This is a genomic window from Gardnerella pickettii, from assembly GCF_029226345.1.
In the GTDB taxonomy this organism is placed as follows: Bacteria; Actinomycetota; Actinomycetes; order Actinomycetales; family Bifidobacteriaceae; genus Bifidobacterium; species Bifidobacterium piotii.
In genome coordinates this window covers 259,027-276,242 of the sequence record NZ_JAKNCU010000001.1, presented here as the reverse complement: position 1 = coordinate 276,242, position 17,216 = coordinate 259,027, and the positions used below count along the sequence as shown (strand labels likewise).

Below are 17,216 nucleotides of genomic sequence, written 5' to 3'. Positions count from 1 at the left end.
GTTTTCAGCATGTGTCTCACATGGGACACATCAAAATTAATTTCCACCAAGAAGCGCAAACGTACCGTAGTAAACAGATGCAATTAATGCAATTGCAGGAATAATTAAGCACACAACCATAAACACATAGTCGCGCTTATTTACGTGACTTATGCGTGCATGAGATCTTGGATTTTCTCCTCCAAAACCGCGCGCTTGCATTGCTGTTGCTAAAGTACTAGACCTACGAATCGAAAGAACAAGAAGAGCAAAAGCTTGAGGCATAAATGCGCGAATCTTACTATCGTCTCCAAGGCCGCGAGAACGCCTAGACGCGCTAAGAGCTGCCCAATCGTCTTGTAAAACGCTAAAAAGCCTCATTCCTGCTAATCCGCCATAAACAAACTTATCTGGCAAGTGCATAACTTGACTAAAAGCATCTGCTAAATCAGTAGCATCAATACCAATAACAGTAACAATTGCAGGAACACCAATCGCTAAAATACGAATAAACGTTGCAATTGCAAGAGTTGTTGAGTGCTCGCTTACGTGAATAATTCCCCAATCAAACAATGTTGCTCCGCCAGATTTACCATACAACCACACTGCTAGAGCAGATCCAGGCGCACCAACCCAAACAGGCCAAGAAAGCTTAACAACACGCCAAGGATTCATTCCAACAATCCATAAAATTATAAACTCTAAAACAAGTGCAATAGTCGAAGAAAGCCAATCAAGAGTAAACAGCAAAGGAATGGAAAGCATAAAAGCTCCAAGCATGCGGTAAACAGGATTTAGCGATGCCAAAAATGGCGAGCAACTTGCGGCTCTTTCTTTCTCATCACGCTTATTTACGGCGCTAACTTTTATTCGAGAAATATTCGTTGAATTAGTTGTAGAAGACAAGCTTTGCGATGATTCTAAAGCTTCTTTTGCTTGCGATTCTTGTAAATCTGATAAATCTCTAGAATCACTATTCTTATCATTGTTAACTGGCAAAAGTTCAACCAAACGCGCGCCCAGAGCGTCTACTAGCTCTTTATCGTGAGTAACAACAATAACACTAACGCCGTCTGCTCTAAGGCTTGCAATCAGCTTTATAATTTGCATCCACGTTTTTCGATCTTGGCCAAAAGTTGGCTCATCTAAAATCAAAACTCTTGGAGCTGCAGCCAAAGATGCAGCAACTGTAAGCCTGCGCTTTTCTCCTCCAGAAAGCGTGTACGGATTTGCATTGGCATATCTGCCTAATCGGAATCGCTCTAGCAATTCTTGAGCTTTTGTTCGAGCATCCTCCTCGCTCATGCCTGTTCTAATAGGGCCTAACATAACCTCTTCTAAAACAGTTCCGCAAGCAAATTGGTGTTCTGGATTTTGGAAAACATACGATATTCTTTTAGCGAGTTCAGTTGACTTCCACTTTATAGGATCACTTGAGTCTAACTCTTTACAAAGATCCTCGCTTGCTACAACTTCGCCTTCTATTGACGGAATTAGTCCTGCCAAAGTTAGAGACAAAGTTGATTTTCCAGCACCATTTGCGCCAACCAAAGCCGTTATTTGGCCAGAATTAAATTCAAGATTAATGTTTTTAGCTATTGGAGTATCCGTATGACTAATCGCAAGGTTTTTTGTAGATAAAACTACTTTCCCATCTCCTACAGAAGGATCGCAATCAGGCTCTCCTTCAACATGAATCCTACCTATATTGCTATCTTTTGAATCCTTATACTTATCTGGAAGCCATATTCCAAGATTTTCAAAGTCAAGATCCTTGCGATTAAACACCTCGTCTGGAGTTCCGTCAGCTACGATTACTGTTTTAGCACTCTCGCCTCTTGCAATATCGTCATCGTGAACAAAGTTTTTGCTATCTTCGCTATCTTCGCCATTCTTGCTATTACCGCTATTACCGCTATTTTCAAGCCCCAAAACAATTACTCGGTCAATTAAATCAATCCACGGTTGAGCATGATGTTCCACAAGAACCATTGTTGCGTGAGTATCGTCGAGCACTTTTCCAACTGCTGAAACAATTTGCTCAACGCCGTCTGGATCCAGATTTGCTGTAGGCTCATCTAAAAGAAGAACACTAGGCTTCATTGCCAGAGCACCAGCAAGAGCCAGTCGCTGCATTTGACCACCGCTTAAATGTGCAGTAGATCGATGAAGTTGCAAGCCATCTAAGCCAACCTCTTTAAGACTTTCGTCAACAATATTCCAAATCTCTTTACGCGGAACATTCATGTTTTCTGGACCAAACGCAACGTTATCTCCTAAACGTTGAAAAATCGCTTGAGATTCTGGGTCTTGTAAAACTAAACCAACGCGTCCGCGAGCCTTATGAACTGGTACATCGTCTACAAATACTGCGCCTTCACTCACTCCGCCATCTTCGTCTTCAACTAAAACATTATGCGAAGAAGAGTTACTATTTTTATCGTTTGAATCACTTTTAAGAATAATATCGCTGCCGATTAATCCAGCAGCACCTTCAAGAATAGTGGACTTGCCTATGCCCGATGCTCCTAATAGCAATACTCTCTGCCCTGCTTCAATAGTCAGGTTCAAACCACGAACAGCAAACGCTTTGCGAGAGGCATGACGATAACCCCAATTCTCAAAACGCAACTGAGCAGCACTAAAAGCCGATGGAAGGAAAGTTTCAGCTTTGTACTGGTTAGTATTGTTCAAAACCTGCGTTTTAGATTCATCGGGCATAGCAAATCCTTTATGGCAATGATTTTTATTTAATTATTTATTAAATTATTTTTAGGATTATTAGACTTTACTATAGATTTTTAGAATCTTAACAAATCTTAGAATCTTAGCAAATCCTACAATCCCAAAACGCCTACTTGATTAGAAAAATCTAAACAGCACACAGCATTTAATTGCTATATGCATAGAAGACGCTTGTTGACATGATTGTGCCTTTTTACTTTTAGGCACGGGAAAAACTGATCTCCGTGCGCCAGTATTACCTGGATTCACGTTCAAGCGGTTTCTCTCAGCTTTACGAATTAACGCAAAGCACCCGTGTCGAGTGAAAATTTTACGGCATTGTGTAGACTCGCGCACAAAATCAACATGTTCGCGTGCTTTTATGCGCGAGTTAAAACTTACAACACTACTTCGCTAAGCGACTAAGAAGCAAAGCTTCCGTTACAATATTTGACTTCAAGCCAGAAAGAGAAATCGACTCATTTGGGCTATGAGCATTAGACTTTGGATCTTCTGGACCCGTAACCAAAACTTGAGCCTTAGGGAAGATTCGTTGCAATTCTGGAATAAATGGAATCGAACCACCTTCGCCCTTGTTAATAGGATCCACACCAAAAGCGTCTTTCATAGAAGCGAGCGCATCTTTAGTTGCAATTGCATTTGGATCCATAGCCCAACCCATGCCATTATCTAGAGGCTCTACAGTAACCTCTGCCCCAAATGGGGCGTTTGCAACCAAAAAGTCACTCAATGCTTTTTGCGCTTCCTCAGGACGCTGGCAAGGCGCAGTTCTAAGCGAAAGTCGCAAGCGTGTCTCGTGAGCAATAACGTTAAAGCTTTCCTCTACAGGATGAGCGTCCATTCCAATAACAGTCAAACTTGGCTTAGTCCACATTCGTGCAGCCAAAGATCCAGTTCCTGCAAGCTTGTATGAATCCACTACCGAAGAATCGGCTCTAACTTGCGATTCGTCTAAATCGCGTTGCAAGCCACCAACAGGCTCTTGCGATTCAATTCCAGGAACATTCAAATCGCCATCTTTGTTGTAAAGAGAAGCAACAAGCATTGAAGCAAGCGTGTATGCATCTAAAATAGGTCCACCAAACTGACCCGAGTGAACTTGATGATTAAGAACCTTAACCTTAACGTCTACAGTAGTGTTTCCGCGCAAGCTAGTAGTAAGGCTTGGAATTTCTGCAGACCAATTTCCAGAATCTGCAACAATAATTACATCGGATTCAAACTCATCTTTGTGAGACTCAATAAAAGGAATAAAGCTTGGAGAGCCCATCTCCTCTTCGCCTTCAATAAACACTTTAATGTTTACGCCTAAATCTTCACTTAAAGCGCGCAAAGCACCATAGTGAATGGCAATTCCGCCGCCATCGTCCGCGCTGCCGCGACCATACAAGCGCCCATCTATCTCGGTTCCTTTAAAAGGATTCGTGTTCCACTCGCTTGCATCTGGAACAGGCTGAACATCGTGATGAGCGTAGAGCAAAACAGTTGGAGCGCTTGGGTTTACAATTCTAGATCCAACAACCTCGAATGCGCCTGGAGTTCCATCTGGATTTTGAGACTGCTCAACGCGAGCATCAACGCCCACTTCGCGCAATACTCCAGCAACGTATTCAGCCGAGGCGCGCATATGATCCCCAGTAATGCCTTTAGCAGAAACAGCTCCAAGCTCTATCTTTTTACTAAGAACGGATATAACATCATTCCACGCAGCGCTAACACGATTCTTAACATCTTCCACATTAAGATTAGCCATACAAATCTCCTTAAAACAAATAGCCAAAACAAATAGTCAAGCGGTTAACTACTATCTAACCACTATCACACTATTAACAACATTAACAGCCAGCAAAATCTATGGAACGCGTCTAGTCTGTTGGGTAATCTGCAAACATGACATGGAATCCATTCGTAAAAAAAGACGCTGATAATAACGCACAAAATGGCGATCAACCATCAGCAAATAAAAATAGCGAAAATAAAGTAGAAAATAAGCCAAAAACTCGCACAAAAAACGCTCCAACTCCAAAGCAAAGCGAAGCTGCAGCGCAAAATCTTAGGCCGCTAGTTCCAACCGATAGAAAAGCTAGCGCAAAGGCTGCGCGAGCACGATTGCGCGAAAGAGAAAACGCACAATACGAAGCTATGAAAAGCGGCGATTTAGCGCATATGCCAAAGTCGGAGCAGCTTCCTTGGAGAGTGTATATTCGCGATTATGTAGATGCGCGCTTTAATATTGGCGAGTTTTTTGTTCCATTTGCAATCGTGATTATGATTTGCATCTTCTTTACACAAAACTTCTTGTCTACTAAGTATATTGCTCTTTATTTTGCGCTTGCGATTATTCTTTACGCGTATCTTTTTGCTGCGATTATTGACGTTTTAATAATGTGGCGAAAACTTAGAAAAGAACTTGTTAAAAGGTACGGCCAAGCTGCTGTTGCTAAAAGCTCTAGGTCTGCAATGTATGCTTGCAGTCGCGCAATACAAATGCGCAGATGGAGGCTACCAAAGCCGAGCACGCCAAAGCGCGGTAATTGGCCAAAGTAAAACGCTAGTATACCAACAAAGATATGATTTATAGAAATGTGTGTTTGTAGCATGCTACTTAAGGCTACTTAAGTAATAGTTGCACAAATGTGGTAGTAAACCCGTTGTAGAAAACCTTGCAATAAGCACAAAACAAAATTAACGCGAATATCGTATAGGGGATAAACGCAAAATGGCAAACGAGAAGTCAAAGAACACTAAGAAATCGGGCATGATTTCACAAATTGTGCGCATTTACAAGTACACGCATACAGACGATAAGCAGCTTCCGCTTTGGCTTGGCCTGGCTTTCGTAGCCCCTGTAGTGCTATGCGTTATAGTTGGCGCTATTTTACGCTGGTCCATTTTTACGTGGATTATGATGGTTGTAACAGCGCTTATGCTTGGTCTTTTGCTTTTTACTGTTGTTTTAACAAAGCGCGCAGATAAAGTTGGATACGCAAAACTAGAAGGTAAACCTGGAGCTGCAGCTGGAATTTTAAGCGCAATCAATAAAGGCGGTTTTACTTTCCCACAACAGCCAGTATGGGTTGATCCTCGCACCAAAGATGCAATTTGGCGTGGAACTGGTTTTAACGGAATATTTCTTGTTGGAGAAGGCAATTACGAACGCCTAACTCATGCTATGGAACGCCAAGAGCATGCTATTAAAAGTGTTACAGCTGGATCCAATATTCCTGTTTACCGCATTTGCGTTGGAAATGGCCAAAATCAAATTAAGCTTAAGGATTTAAGGAGTAAAGTTCTAAAGTCTAAAACTTTGATTCCTACAAATCACAAGTTTGCTCCTCTTGCTGCAATTCATCCAAATCGCAGATTCTTCCTTACTAAAACAGAGCTTGCGATTCTAAACGACCGTTTACGCACTTTGCAAGGAAAGCAAGGGTTTGGAATTCCAAAGGGAATTGACCCAACTCATACTCCACGCGTGAGCCGCAGAGCTTTAAGAGGAAAATAAATTCTTAAGTTTTTTCGTATAAAATAAACCAGACGTTCCAAGCGGTTCGTCTGGTTTTAATATATTTATACGCGATTTTACTTACGATTTTACTTGCGATTTATATGCAAATACTATTCACGCGTTATACGCGACTGAACCCAATCAACAATGTACGGAGCGCACTCCTCCACTTGATCCATTGCAATCTCAAACTCTTTAGGACCACCATACCAAGGGTCTGCCAAATCTAAAACAGCTTCGCGACCAGCTTGTGGCTTTTCTAAAGACGGATCAAAAGACCTATACATGTGTACAAGACTACGCTTTTGCGGCGGAATAATCCTAAGCAAAGATTGCATATGCGAAGCCGTCATTGGAAGAAAAAGATTCGTCTCTTCTATTTCGTCTCGCTCAATCCTATGCGCAAAATGGCTTAATGGCAAAGAATATCCCCTACTTTTAAGCTCTTTTTGCGCACGCCTATCAATCGGATTTCCGTATTCTTCGTCGCTTACACCACACGATTTTACAGCAACAACATCGCTTAATCCTCTAAGCTTAAACTCGTTACGCAAAACAATTTCTGCCATTGGAGATCTGCAAATATTCCCCGTGCAAACTGTCATAACAACATACGGATGCTTAGCATCTACGTGAATTTTGCTTAAAGATTCCATACATATCCTTAATCTAGCTTATTTTTTAGATTTAACTGGCTCATAAACCATAAACTTATATTTTGTATTGAATTGTTTTTCGCCAACTTTTATAGGCGATTCCTGCCAATCGCCATCGCGCGCAACTTTCCACAATCCATCATCTACAAGTTTTTGAATGTTTGGAGCAAACGTGTCTGCTTCTACTCTAGCGTCAATTTGAGTTACATAAGATGCGTCAACAATTTGTGACTCAATCACTTCTCTAAAGATTGCGCCGCCACCAATAATCCAAATTGCTCTGCCATCTTTTGGCAAATCAAAAGAATCTATATGCTCAATAGGATTATCTTCAATCCACTTTTTTGCGTAGCATATTGCGTCTTCAATATTTGTAAAACTTTTTGCTCCATTTGGATTAAAGTCTGGATTCCTAGAAACAACAATATTTTCTCGACCAGGAAGAGGCCTAAATTTTTCTGGCATAGAATCCCAAGTTCCTCTACCCATTATTACTGGGCAAGAGATTGTCATTGCCTTAAAATAGCGCAAATCTGGGGAAAGTCGCCAAGGCATACCGCCATTAACGCCCATCGCGCCTGTGTGGCCTTCAAAATCGTATGCTTGCCCCCAAATTAAGCGCACAGGAATATTGCTAGTCATAATATTGTTAGTCATAAAACTCCTACGTAAGCCTACTAATCAATCACTAAACAAAGCAAAAGTCACACCGCTACAGGAGCTTTAATCGTAGGATGATGCTTATAATCAACAACCTTAAAATCGCTATAGTCGTAGCTAAAAATGGAATCAGCTTTGCGAATCTCAAGCCGCGGATACGGGTAAGGCTCGCGCGAAAGCTGCTCAAGCACTTGCTCAACGTGATTGTCGTAAATATGGCAATCGCCACCAGTCCACACGAACTCTCCCGGTTCTAATCCTGCTTGTTGAGCCATCATCATTGTTAAAAGCGAGTAAGAAGCAATGTTGAATGGCACGCCAAGGAACATATCGCAAGAACGCTGGTAAAGCTGGCAAGAAAGCTTGCCATCGGCAACGTAGAACTGGAAAAGCGAGTGGCACGGAGGCAAAGCCATGTTCTCTACTTCTGCAGGATTCCAAGCGCTAACAATCATTCTTCTAGAATCAGGATGATTTTTAATAAGATCCATAACGTTTGCAATCTGGTCGATTGTGCGATTTGGATTTTTCTCGGTTGGAGCTGGCCAACTACGCCACTGAACGCCGTAAACAGGCCCTAAATCGCCATTTTCGTCTGCCCACTCATCCCAAATATGCACGCCGTTTTCTTGCAACCAGCGCACATTGCTAGAGCCTTTAAGGAACCAAAGAAGCTCGTATGCAAGCCCCTTAAAGAACACAGTTTTTGTTGTTATAAGCGGGAAACTTTTGCTTAAGTCAAATCTAATTTGTTGACCAAAAAGAGATATTGTTCCCGTACCAGTGCGATCTGATTTTAATGTGCCTTCCATAAAGATTTTTCTAACCAAATCCTCGTAAGGAGTAGGAATATTTGACACTGGTTTTTGCGACACGCGCGCGCGCAAATCTGCAAGTTCTTGTTGAGTTAAAGCCATACGTTTATTCTATCATTAGCTAAATTCAACACTACCAATGCATGTGCAAATATACTTATACTGTACATCTCTATATAATTGTTTTAGCTAAGCACAACAAATGCAAAGGAGCAAAAATGGCTAGAAGAATATGGGTTGAGCGTTTAGAAGACGGCTCTTGGATTGCAAAAAGCGAAGACGGAGCAACACTAAAATTTGGCAAAGGCGAAGGGCAATTTTCTCCCGTAGAACTAATGCAAATAGCTCTAGCTGGTTGCACAGCTTTAAGCAGCCAATACGCTGTTGAACACACGATTGGAGAAGGAAAAGGCGCGCGCGTAGTTGTAAATGGCACTTACGACCCAGAAGAAGGAACTTACTTAAGATTCCAAGAAGACTTAACAGTAGACGCTACAAGCGCAAAGCCTGCACTAACTAACGAAGATGCACAAGCACTAAAAGAGCGTATGAAAAAGCATATTAGCAAGGGTTGCACAGTTAAGCACACTCTTGAACGTGGCGCACAAGTGCGTGTAACAGTAAATATAAGACACTAAGACACTAAAACACTAAAACATTAAAAACACCAAATATAAAACGCTAAAAACGCAAAAAATCACAATTTGTGGCGCAATGCTAAACACAATGCTAAACTTTTAACGTTGTTAGAGCTATTTATGTAAGCTATTTATGTAATCGGAGGAAACTTTGAAAATCGCGATTTTTACAGAAACGTATCCACCATACATAAACGGCGTAGCAACACAATCCTACATGCTTAAAAAAATGTACGAAGAGCTTGGGCACGAAGTTCTTGTTGTTACAGTTGGCTCCGAAAAACAGCGTAAAACCAAGCTTGTAGACGGCGTTGTGTACGTTCCAGGCATTCTTTTGAAAAAGCTTTATAAGTATAGAGTTGCAATTCCAATTGGAAACATGCGCAAAAAATTCCCGATTAACTTTAAGCCAGATGTTATTCACATTCAAAACGAATTTGGCATTGGAGAAATAGGCCTAGAAGTGGCCAAAAAAGAGCATGTTCCTGTTGTTTACACGCTACACACCGAATACGATAAATTCCTGTTTTACATTGGTCTAAAGCATTTTACTGAATTTTCTAGGAATATATCGGCAAAATATTTTACGCGATTTTCTAAAAACGCAACAATTATTACGAGCATGTCTGCTAAGGCTCAAGCTTATATTGACCGCCAAAAAGTTGATAAAAAGGTTGTTGTTCTTAGCAATGCTGTTGAATACAAAAAGTTCTTGCCAACACCAGAACGAATTGCTTTTAGAGAAGAATTCCGTAAAAAATACGGCATTGCAGATTCTACAAAGCTGTTTGTTTTTGTTGGAAGAATCGGAGCCGAAAAGAACATTAGCGAGTTGATTGACAACTTTATGTATTGTGATTTTCCTCGCGATTTAGCTCGACTTGTTGTTATTGGCGGAGGCCCTGATCTAGAAGACTTGCGCAATAAGGTAGCAAGCAAAGGATTTGAAGATAGAATCTACCTTCTAGGACCTATTGAACACACGCAAATTCCTAAATATTTGCACGCAATGGACTACTACACTACCGCTTCACTATCAGAGATGCACTCGCTTTCTATGCTGGAAGCAATGGCCTCTGGCTTATTTGCGCTTGTTAAGCACGACGCTCCTAATGAAAATCAAATTATTAGTGGCAAAAATGGATACCAATGGGATTCTAAAGAAGACTTTAAGCAAGTGTTTAGCCGCGTTCTTAATATGAGCAAAGAAGAGCAAGAGCAGCTAAAAGCAAATGTTCTTGAATATTCAAAGAATAATGACTTTAAAAAGCAAGCTCAAGAGTTAATTAAGATTTATGAGCGCGCAATCAGCATTAACAATCAAGAACTTGCTAAAAAGCGCGCTGCTCGAGAGGCAAGACGAGCGCGTTTCTTGCTTAAGAAAAACTAAAAGCATATTAGCATATGTATGTTTGAAAAATCGCGTATAAAACACAATTAGTGCCTTATACGCGATTTACGTTTTAACGCTTAGTGTTACTACTTAGCGTTACTACTTTAGTGAAGCGGATCGATTGTTTGCTCAATTTGCTTAGCTTCTTCAACACCAGCCTTTGGAACATCAACTTTATGAACACCACTTATAGAATCAATAGCACTAGTATCGTTACTTACCTTAGCCTGCTGAGCCACTTGTGCAGCGCTCAGCTCCACATACTTGCGAGGAACAACATACACTGGTCTAGACGAATGCTGAAGCAAACCTTGACTAATCGAGCCAAGAAGCAAACCAGTAAATCCACCCCTGCCCCTAGATCCAACAACAACCAAATCGTTGTTTAAGCTAGCTTGAGTCAAAGCGTTTACAGCAGAGCCAGGAACTACAGAACGATGAATCTTTAAGTTTGGCAAGCGTTGCAAAATTGGCTTTACACGCTCGTCAAGATCTTCCATATAAGATCCCATAACTGCAGTATCTCCCTCGGCTCCTTGAACGCTAGGAACAGCAGAAATCACATCTAATTGAGCATTCCAACTATCTGCCAAATCTGCAGCAATCTCAAGTGCCTTTAATCCCCACTTAGACTCGTCGGAGCCAACAGCAATCTTAGAAATCTTATTGTTCAAGTGGATTCGTTGACCATCATCATCCGTATATGGAACAACAACAATTGGGCAATAAGCGTATGCAGGAAGCGAAGAACTTGTTGTGCCAAGTAAACGCTCTGCTAATCCGCCTTTGCCACGGTTTCCAATAACAATAAGTTGATAGTTTCTAGAAAGCTCCACAAACACAGAAGATGGGTCGCCAGTAACAATCAAAGTTGTTGCATCCACACCCTGCTCTAAAGCTACAGCTTTAGCTTTAGAAAGAATCTCTTGAGCGTCTTGATGAGCAACATTATCGTCTCCGATGGCAGTATAAGTTGCGTCAAAAGACACAGCAGCATAACTTGGCAAAGAGTATGCACAAACAATTTGAAGTTGCAATCCAGCATGCTTAGCGTAGTTTGACGCCCACCAAACAGCCTTATAGCTTGCATGAGAACCATCAACGCCTACAAGAACAGCTTTTTCTTGTGTAATAACATTCTGTGTCATCTAGATCCTCCTAGTATTGCGCGAATTTTGCAATCTTTGCTTAAATACTACAATAGCCGTTTAATTGTTTTGAGTCTATCGCGACACAGAAGATTTGCTATTTATGACTTGCCAATTGCCGATTTCTGCTAAAACAACTTGCGACTAACGCTAGAAAACTAACGCTAGAAAACTCGGCGAATGGAATAAGCAGATGTAAAAACGTAAGGAATAGGGCTATATTTTGTTCCGCCATATTGCGAATTAATAACCATTCCATTGCCTACGTAAATCGCAGCATGAGTGCCATTTGCAATAATATCTCCTGGAGCTGCTTGAGCAAGACTTGGAACAGCTGTGCCAACTGTTGCTTGCGCGCCAGAAGTTCTAGGCAAAGAAACACCCATATTTGCAAAAACGTATTGTACAAAGCCAGAGCAATCCCAACCAGCAGGAGTTGTTCCACCAGAACGATACGGCACTTTGTTTAAGAATTGAGCAGCAAAATTAAGCATTGACGACGTAGAAGAACCATCTGGAGGAGCAACAAAATAGCTTTGCGATGTTCCTCTAGCACCAGAACGGCTTGCAGCGGAATCGTAATCGCCATCATTATTGCGAGCAGCATTACGCGCATTTTCTGCAGCCGCTTGAGCTGCAGCCTGAGCCGCCAATTCTGCAGCACTTTTAGTTTGTGGAACATTCAAAGACTCAATACCGCCCCAATGCGAATTAGAGTCAACGCTTGTAGAAGTAGATTCTGTTAATAAATCGCGCTTAACAGATGTTACTTTAGGGAAGGAACGCGTAGAAGTAACTGCAGACTCTTCTGCATAAGCACAAGCAAAAGGAACCATAGTAGCAAGAAGAGTTGTGCATACAGCTCCCGCAACTATAGAAGAAAAAATCTTATTTTGTTTAATATTTTGATTAATCTTTTGCTCAACCATCATTAGCGATGTTAACACATTAACAATACAAAGCACCTAAAAACGCGTAGCAAACCAACAAAAGTTGATAAATCTAATATTATGCGAGTAATGCTTAAAAGATTTAGTAGTGAATAAACTCAAAAGCGGAAGCATCTTTAGCGCTAACGACTCTTGAATAGGTTCTACCATGATATTCGGCACTAGATTCAGATGTTTCTATAGAACCATCTTGATTAATCTTTTCAACAATAGCAACGTGGCCATAAGCGCGGTTAACTCCAGCCTGACCGCGGCCAAACACCATTATGTCTCCAACATGACGAGGTGTGTTATCTACCCAGTAGCCAAGCTTGCGAGCAGTCCAGCCCCACATCCATCCGTCTCCCATATTGGATCCAACAGGAAGTCCAAGCTGATGCCTGCGAACATAAACCCACCAAGTGCATTGGCTAAATTCGTAAGCATTTCCCGAATCGCCAGAATCGTGATTTGGATTAAAACCAGATGGAACAATCTTTGCGTCTGAATCCAAGAAAACAGCAACATTCGGATTATTTGCTGCAGACTTAGACATTTCCGACACCTTAAAATCGGAATTAGAACCCAAATCCCACTTAGACTTATGAGAAGACTTAGTAGAAAATGCGCTTAAATCGGATTCAAGTCCAGCAACTGCGCTGCTAAAGTTCAAATATTTATTAGCGCGATTAATGCTTTCTCGCATACTAGAACGAGATGCTGCTTGAGCAGAAGAATCGTCTACAAAACTCAACTTAGAAGAATAAGGTTTAGAAGCCAAAGAATCCATGCTATTAGGCTTGTTCAACGTCATAGAAGTTAAAGCAGCTCCGACTAATGCAAACAAAGAAGCGGAAATAATCATGCGATTCTTACGTTCTTTAGCAACACGTGCTAAACGAAGCTGGCGACGAGATAACGAAACAGCAAATTCTTGATTTACGTTCTCTAAATCTACGTTTTCTAGACTTACAACAGCACCATTATTTGCTAAAACGGCTGCAGCACGATTATTAGAAGATGCATGAGAACCGCGCACAGAGGTAAAAAGCATAAAAGGCGAATTAAACCGCCCCTTCGCTTTAGCGCCATGCTCAGCATGCTTCATAAAATCGCTCCTAAAATCTTCTAAATGTATTCACAAATTCACACTTACAAATCTAAAGGATACAATGTGGTACGGATACGCAACACAATACGCAACACAATACGCAATGTAATTCTTAAAATTGATATTGAACACGCAAAGATGTATGGTTAATCATATGAAGCTAGCACCAATTATTAATCCAGATGCACGCAAAGAAGCACCAAAGCCATTACGCGTGGACTTGTGCAAAGCATTTATGACTGGAACGATTATTTGGCTCATAGCATCATTAATCACAGTTATTCTTGCGGTTTTACACTTTCTATTGTGGTTCTTTGCTGTGATTTGCCTTAGCGGATTCGTAATTGGAATTTTGCTTTTAATCTGGGAACACTTTGATCGCTGGGATTATAGAAGACTAGGAAAGTAAAACACTTAATACGATTAAGCGCACTACTTTGCGCACCACTTTGCACACTACTTTGCAAGAGGAATAGCAAAATTAACAGTAGTTCCCTGCCCAGGCCTACTCCACAATGTTATGCTACCGTGATGCGTAAGAGCCACGTGCTTAGCAATAGCAAGACCCAATCCAACGCCGTCTTTGCTAAAGTCATTTTGATTACTCGACCTATAAAAACGTTCAAAAATACGCGGCTGATCTTTTAGCGGAATACCAATTCCAGAATCAACAACGCGAATAACAGCAAATCTATTATCTTCTGACTTTAAAGCGCAAAGCGCAACAACACTATTTTTATGAGAATAGATAATAGCGTTTTCAACAAGTTTTCTAATCGCACTGCTTATTTGATTAGAATCCGCTAAAATGTTAAGTGAAGAATCTGCTTTAATAATTACGCGAACATTTTGACTAGACGAAAGAGCAGAAACAAGATTTTTAACATCTTCCAACACTTTCAAAACGTTTACAACACTAGCTTTTGAAGCATCAATAGGACTTTGCGCTCGCATAAGAAGAAGCAAATCTTCTAACATATGTTCCAAGTGTTTAGACGATTTTTGAGCAGACGCAGCAATATCTTTAATACGACTTGCATTAACATCTTTGCATTGCAAAACATTAGTAAGGCTGGAAATCATGCGTGTTGAGCTAATAAGTTGATTAGAAACATTGCTTATAAAATCGTTTCGCGTTTGCTCAAAAAGATGCTCAGCACTGGAATCGTTTATAATAACAACAACTTTGCCGGCTCCAACACTTCCAACTGTAATATTAAGCCAATTAGGTCTAGAAATTGTAGAAGGATTAGACGCGGAATCACTAGATTGTGTTAATGAAGAATCGAAAGCAGCCGAAGATTGCAAATACGAAGTTTTATCTACATTATCTACATAAAAATCATTATCTTCACTAATAGTTACATATTGTTTGGGAGTAAAAGTCACTAAATCAAAACTTTCATAGCCTCCAGAGAAACGCACATTATTTACAGCTTGCAAAACGCGCGGCTGAACAATCGAATCGTCTAAAACAACTCCAAGAGTGTAACTTTGTGAACTTGCGCGCAAAACGTCGTTATTTTTATCAACAACAATCGTAGCTCCTGGAAGCATAGCTAAAACAGCGCAAGCGTCGGAACTAATGTCTTCGGAACTATCGTCTATATCAAAGTCGGAATCAGAATCGGAATCGCCTAAAACTTTTTGCATTTTCTTATGAAAAATGATGCGAAAAATGCGCTTAGAACCACGTCTAAAAGTCATAAAAATACGACTAAAAGTAGAATCAAAAAACGGAACAAAAACATTACGAAATGCCGATAGAACAAAGTCAAAAGCAAACATAACCACAACAATTGCAACGCAAAGTGCAATCAAAGCAAAAACAACAAACACCATTAAAGGCGAATATGGCGAATCTTGAAGCATACTCTTAAAGAATACTCTAACGCTCTCACATTTAAGTGACTAATACGTTTAACGCACGTGCGCACAGTAGTCTATACTTGGTTAGGGCAATCTAAACAAACGCGAATATGCTCCAATGCAATTTAGCGCGATTGAACGCAAGAAAGGACACACCATGCGAGTGATTTTCAACGAAGAGATGAAGGCAGTTGCATTAAACATTGAACGCATGGCAGAGTTTGTTGCAAGAGCCATGAACGATGCTGGAAGCGCTCTAGTAAACGCAGACTTAGAAGCTGCGCAAACGGTTATAGATAACGACGCAAAGCTAGACGCACTAGAAGCAAACGTTATAGATCAATGCTTAATATTGCTTGCACGTCAAAATCCAGTTGCAACAGATTTGCGAGAAGTAGTTGCAACTATGAGGCTTGCTGCAACCTTTGAGCGCATGGGCGATTTAACAAGTCACGTTGCACAAATCGCAAGACGCACATGGCCTGATTGCGCAATACCAAGTCAAGCAAAAGAAACTGTTGAAAAAATGGTTGACTTTTTGCATGTTCTTGCAGGTCAATTAACAGACATGCTTTCAAATAGAGACGTTAATGTAGCAGATGCAATTATTCACGGCGACGACGTAATGGATAAGTTGCACGAAGATATTTTTGCTCTTGTAGAAGGCGAAGATTGGAACGGCACTAGAAAACAGTTGATTGACTTGGTGCTTCTAAGCAGATTCATGGAACGCATAGGCGATCATTCAGTTGCTGCAGCAAGGCAAGTTGTATTTATTGTTTCGGGATTTGACCCAACTAAGAAACCAGAACCAGATAAAGACACAGTTGTAGCATAAAACACAAGTGGCGTAGAACATAATTTTTAAATAGAAACCTAAAAAAGTAGCTTGTAAAACAAAAGTAGGCTTGCAATTAATTTTGCAAACCTACTTTTTATTTAAGTTAATTTAAGATAATTAAGCTAATCAAACTCACTTTTGACCTTGAGCAGCCACGGCAGCAGCGCCAGCAGCAGCAGCTTCTGGATCCAAATACTCACCGCGAGGCTTGATTGGCTTAAAGTTCTCGTCCAACTCGTAAAGAAGAGGAATAGCCGTTGGAATATTCACCTTGGAAATCTCTTCTTCACTCAAGTTGTCGAGCATCTTAACGATTGCGCGCAAGCTGTTGCCGTGAGCTGCAATCATTACAGTCTTGCCAGACTTAAGCTCTGGAACAATATCGGACTCCCAGTAAGGAGTTACGCGAGTCACAACGTTTGCCAAAGCTTCAGTTTCTGGAACTGGGTCGCCTGCGTAACGAGGATCATTCGTTTGAGAATACTCGTCGTTTGGATCAATCTGTGGAGGTGGAGTTGCGTAAGAACGACGCCAAATCATAAACTTCTCATCGCCATATTCCTGACGAATCTCAGACTTGTTCTTGCCTTGCAAAGCACCGTAATGACGCTCGTTCAAACGCCAGCTGCGACGAACTGGAATCCACAAGCGGTCTGCTGCATCAAGCGCGTAATTCGCGGTATTGATAGCACGACGAAGCAAAGAAGTGAACACGATGTCTGGAAGAACATTCTTCTCTTTAAGAAGCTCGCCACCATGCTTAGCTTCCTCAACACCCTGCTCAGTGAGCGGTACATCAACCCAACCAGTGAACTGATTGGTCTTATTCCATGCGCTCTGACCATGTCGGAGCAATACTAATTTATATGTCATAATTACCTAGTCTATTCGTTTCGTACGACTACTTACAAGAAGTAAACAAAC

At 41.0% G+C, this 17,216-nt stretch carries 16 protein-coding genes; 6 read left to right on the top strand and 10 right to left on the bottom strand.

The genetic code is table 11. The annotated features are described in order from the left end of the window. Positions 1-36 precede the first annotated feature (36 nt). Entirely contained in the window at positions 37-2,700 is a 2,664-nt protein-coding gene (locus tag MAF46_RS01030; RefSeq protein WP_060785551.1) for an ATP-binding cassette domain-containing protein, read from the bottom strand. Positions 2,701-3,109: 409 nt separating this feature from the next. Beyond that, positions 3,110-4,477 (bottom strand): dipeptidase, encoded by a 1,368-nt coding sequence (locus tag MAF46_RS01025; RefSeq protein WP_060785552.1) that lies wholly within the window; start codon positions 4,475-4,477, stop codon positions 3,110-3,112. A gap of 137 nt (positions 4,478-4,614) precedes the next feature. Here MAF46_RS01025 and MAF46_RS01020 point away from each other — a divergent pair, with 137 nt between their 5' ends. Next, entirely contained in the window at positions 4,615-5,271 is a 657-nt protein-coding gene (locus tag MAF46_RS01020; RefSeq protein ID WP_004130270.1) for a DUF3043 domain-containing protein, read from the top strand. A 172-nt stretch (positions 5,272-5,443) separates the two neighbouring features. Then, the gene (locus tag MAF46_RS01015) at positions 5,444-6,229 is read left to right on the top strand and encodes a DUF4191 domain-containing protein (protein WP_004130271.1); all 786 of its coding nucleotides are present in this window, start codon (positions 5,444-5,446) and stop codon (positions 6,227-6,229) included. A gap of 113 nt (positions 6,230-6,342) precedes the next feature. Here the strand turns inward: MAF46_RS01015 and MAF46_RS01010 are convergent, their stop codons facing one another. The 3 genes from MAF46_RS01010 to MAF46_RS01000 form a co-directional block, all read right to left on the bottom strand. Beyond that, positions 6,343-6,888: a low molecular weight protein-tyrosine-phosphatase gene (locus MAF46_RS01010; RefSeq protein ID WP_004130272.1), complete on the bottom strand. Its 546-nt coding sequence runs from the start codon at positions 6,886-6,888 to the stop codon at positions 6,343-6,345. Positions 6,889-6,906: 18 nt separating this feature from the next. Further along, the gene (locus MAF46_RS01005) at positions 6,907-7,530 is read right to left on the bottom strand and encodes a dihydrofolate reductase (RefSeq protein ID WP_060785586.1); all 624 of its coding nucleotides are present in this window, start codon (positions 7,528-7,530) and stop codon (positions 6,907-6,909) included. A 62-nt stretch (positions 7,531-7,592) separates the two neighbouring features. Continuing rightward, the gene (locus MAF46_RS01000; protein ID WP_060785553.1) at positions 7,593-8,465 is read right to left on the bottom strand and encodes a thymidylate synthase; all 873 of its coding nucleotides are present in this window, start codon (positions 8,463-8,465) and stop codon (positions 7,593-7,595) included. A 116-nt stretch (positions 8,466-8,581) separates the two neighbouring features. Between MAF46_RS01000 and MAF46_RS00995 the strand changes: the two genes are divergently transcribed. Beyond that, entirely contained in the window at positions 8,582-9,001 is a 420-nt protein-coding gene (locus tag MAF46_RS00995) for an OsmC family protein (RefSeq protein ID WP_060785554.1), read from the top strand. 151 nt (positions 9,002-9,152) lie between these two features. Then, a complete protein-coding gene (locus tag MAF46_RS00990; protein WP_004130279.1) occupies positions 9,153-10,391 on the top strand; it encodes a glycosyltransferase in 1,239 nt (412 codons plus the stop codon). A gap of 107 nt (positions 10,392-10,498) precedes the next feature. Here MAF46_RS00990 and MAF46_RS00985 read toward each other — a convergent pair whose 3' ends face one another. The 3 genes from MAF46_RS00985 to MAF46_RS00975 all read right to left on the bottom strand — a co-directional run bounded on the left by MAF46_RS00985 (position 10,499) and on the right by MAF46_RS00975 (position 13,579). Further along, positions 10,499-11,542, bottom strand: a complete 1,044-nt coding sequence (locus tag MAF46_RS00985) for a universal stress protein (RefSeq protein WP_004132552.1) — start codon at positions 11,540-11,542, stop codon at positions 10,499-10,501. A 164-nt stretch (positions 11,543-11,706) separates the two neighbouring features. After that, positions 11,707-12,474: a C40 family peptidase gene (locus MAF46_RS00980; protein WP_060785555.1), complete on the bottom strand. Its 768-nt coding sequence runs from the start codon at positions 12,472-12,474 to the stop codon at positions 11,707-11,709. A 100-nt stretch (positions 12,475-12,574) separates the two neighbouring features. Beyond that, a complete protein-coding gene (locus tag MAF46_RS00975; RefSeq protein WP_060785556.1) occupies positions 12,575-13,579 on the bottom strand; it encodes a CHAP domain-containing protein in 1,005 nt (334 codons plus the stop codon). Positions 13,580-13,736: 157 nt separating this feature from the next. Between MAF46_RS00975 and MAF46_RS00970 the strand changes: the two genes are divergently transcribed. Then, positions 13,737-13,991, top strand: coding sequence for a hypothetical protein (locus tag MAF46_RS00970; protein WP_060785587.1), 255 nt, complete (start codon positions 13,737-13,739; stop codon positions 13,989-13,991). A 47-nt stretch (positions 13,992-14,038) separates the two neighbouring features. Here the strand turns inward: MAF46_RS00970 and MAF46_RS00965 are convergent, their stop codons facing one another. Further along, a complete protein-coding gene (locus MAF46_RS00965) occupies positions 14,039-15,454 on the bottom strand; it encodes a sensor histidine kinase (protein WP_060785557.1) in 1,416 nt (471 codons plus the stop codon). Positions 15,455-15,608: 154 nt separating this feature from the next. On the opposite strand from MAF46_RS00965, the gene phoU reads away from it, so the two are divergent. Beyond that, positions 15,609-16,289, top strand: coding sequence for a phosphate signaling complex protein PhoU (gene phoU, locus MAF46_RS00960; RefSeq protein WP_016787418.1), 681 nt, complete (start codon positions 15,609-15,611; stop codon positions 16,287-16,289). A 135-nt stretch (positions 16,290-16,424) separates the two neighbouring features. Here phoU and MAF46_RS00955 read toward each other — a convergent pair whose 3' ends face one another. Beyond that, positions 16,425-17,165 carry a phosphoglyceromutase gene (locus MAF46_RS00955; protein WP_004130287.1) on the bottom strand — a complete coding sequence of 247 codons (741 nt, stop codon included), beginning with the start codon at positions 17,163-17,165 and terminating at the stop codon, positions 16,425-16,427. Between the last annotated feature and the right edge of the window lie 51 nt (positions 17,166-17,216).

Coding starts and splice junctions, on each gene's coding strand:
- MAF46_RS01010 (WP_004130272.1), bottom strand. CDS start 6,888: ATGGAATCTTTAAGCAAAATTCACGTAGATGCTAAGCATCCGTATGTT.
- MAF46_RS01030 (WP_060785551.1), bottom strand. CDS start 2,700: ATGCCCGATGAATCTAAAACGCAGGTTTTGAACAATACTAACCAGTAC.
- phoU (WP_016787418.1), top strand. CDS start 15,609: ATGCGAGTGATTTTCAACGAAGAGATGAAGGCAGTTGCATTAAACATT.
- MAF46_RS00975 (WP_060785556.1), bottom strand. CDS start 13,579: ATGAAGCATGCTGAGCATGGCGCTAAAGCGAAGGGGCGGTTTAATTCG.
- MAF46_RS01020 (WP_004130270.1), top strand. CDS start 4,615: ATGACATGGAATCCATTCGTAAAAAAAGACGCTGATAATAACGCACAA.
- MAF46_RS00965 (WP_060785557.1), bottom strand. CDS start 15,454: ATGCTTCAAGATTCGCCATATTCGCCTTTAATGGTGTTTGTTGTTTTT.
- MAF46_RS00955 (WP_004130287.1), bottom strand. CDS start 17,165: ATGACATATAAATTAGTATTGCTCCGACATGGTCAGAGCGCATGGAAT.
- MAF46_RS00985 (WP_004132552.1), bottom strand. CDS start 11,542: ATGACACAGAATGTTATTACACAAGAAAAAGCTGTTCTTGTAGGCGTT.
- MAF46_RS00980 (WP_060785555.1), bottom strand. CDS start 12,474: ATGATGGTTGAGCAAAAGATTAATCAAAATATTAAACAAAATAAGATT.
- MAF46_RS01005 (WP_060785586.1), bottom strand. CDS start 7,530: ATGACTAGCAATATTCCTGTGCGCTTAATTTGGGGGCAAGCATACGAT.
- MAF46_RS01015 (WP_004130271.1), top strand. CDS start 5,444: ATGGCAAACGAGAAGTCAAAGAACACTAAGAAATCGGGCATGATTTCA.
- MAF46_RS01025 (WP_060785552.1), bottom strand. CDS start 4,477: ATGGCTAATCTTAATGTGGAAGATGTTAAGAATCGTGTTAGCGCTGCG.
- MAF46_RS00995 (WP_060785554.1), top strand. CDS start 8,582: ATGGCTAGAAGAATATGGGTTGAGCGTTTAGAAGACGGCTCTTGGATT.
- MAF46_RS01000 (WP_060785553.1), bottom strand. CDS start 8,465: ATGGCTTTAACTCAACAAGAACTTGCAGATTTGCGCGCGCGCGTGTCG.
- MAF46_RS00970 (WP_060785587.1), top strand. CDS start 13,737: ATGAAGCTAGCACCAATTATTAATCCAGATGCACGCAAAGAAGCACCA.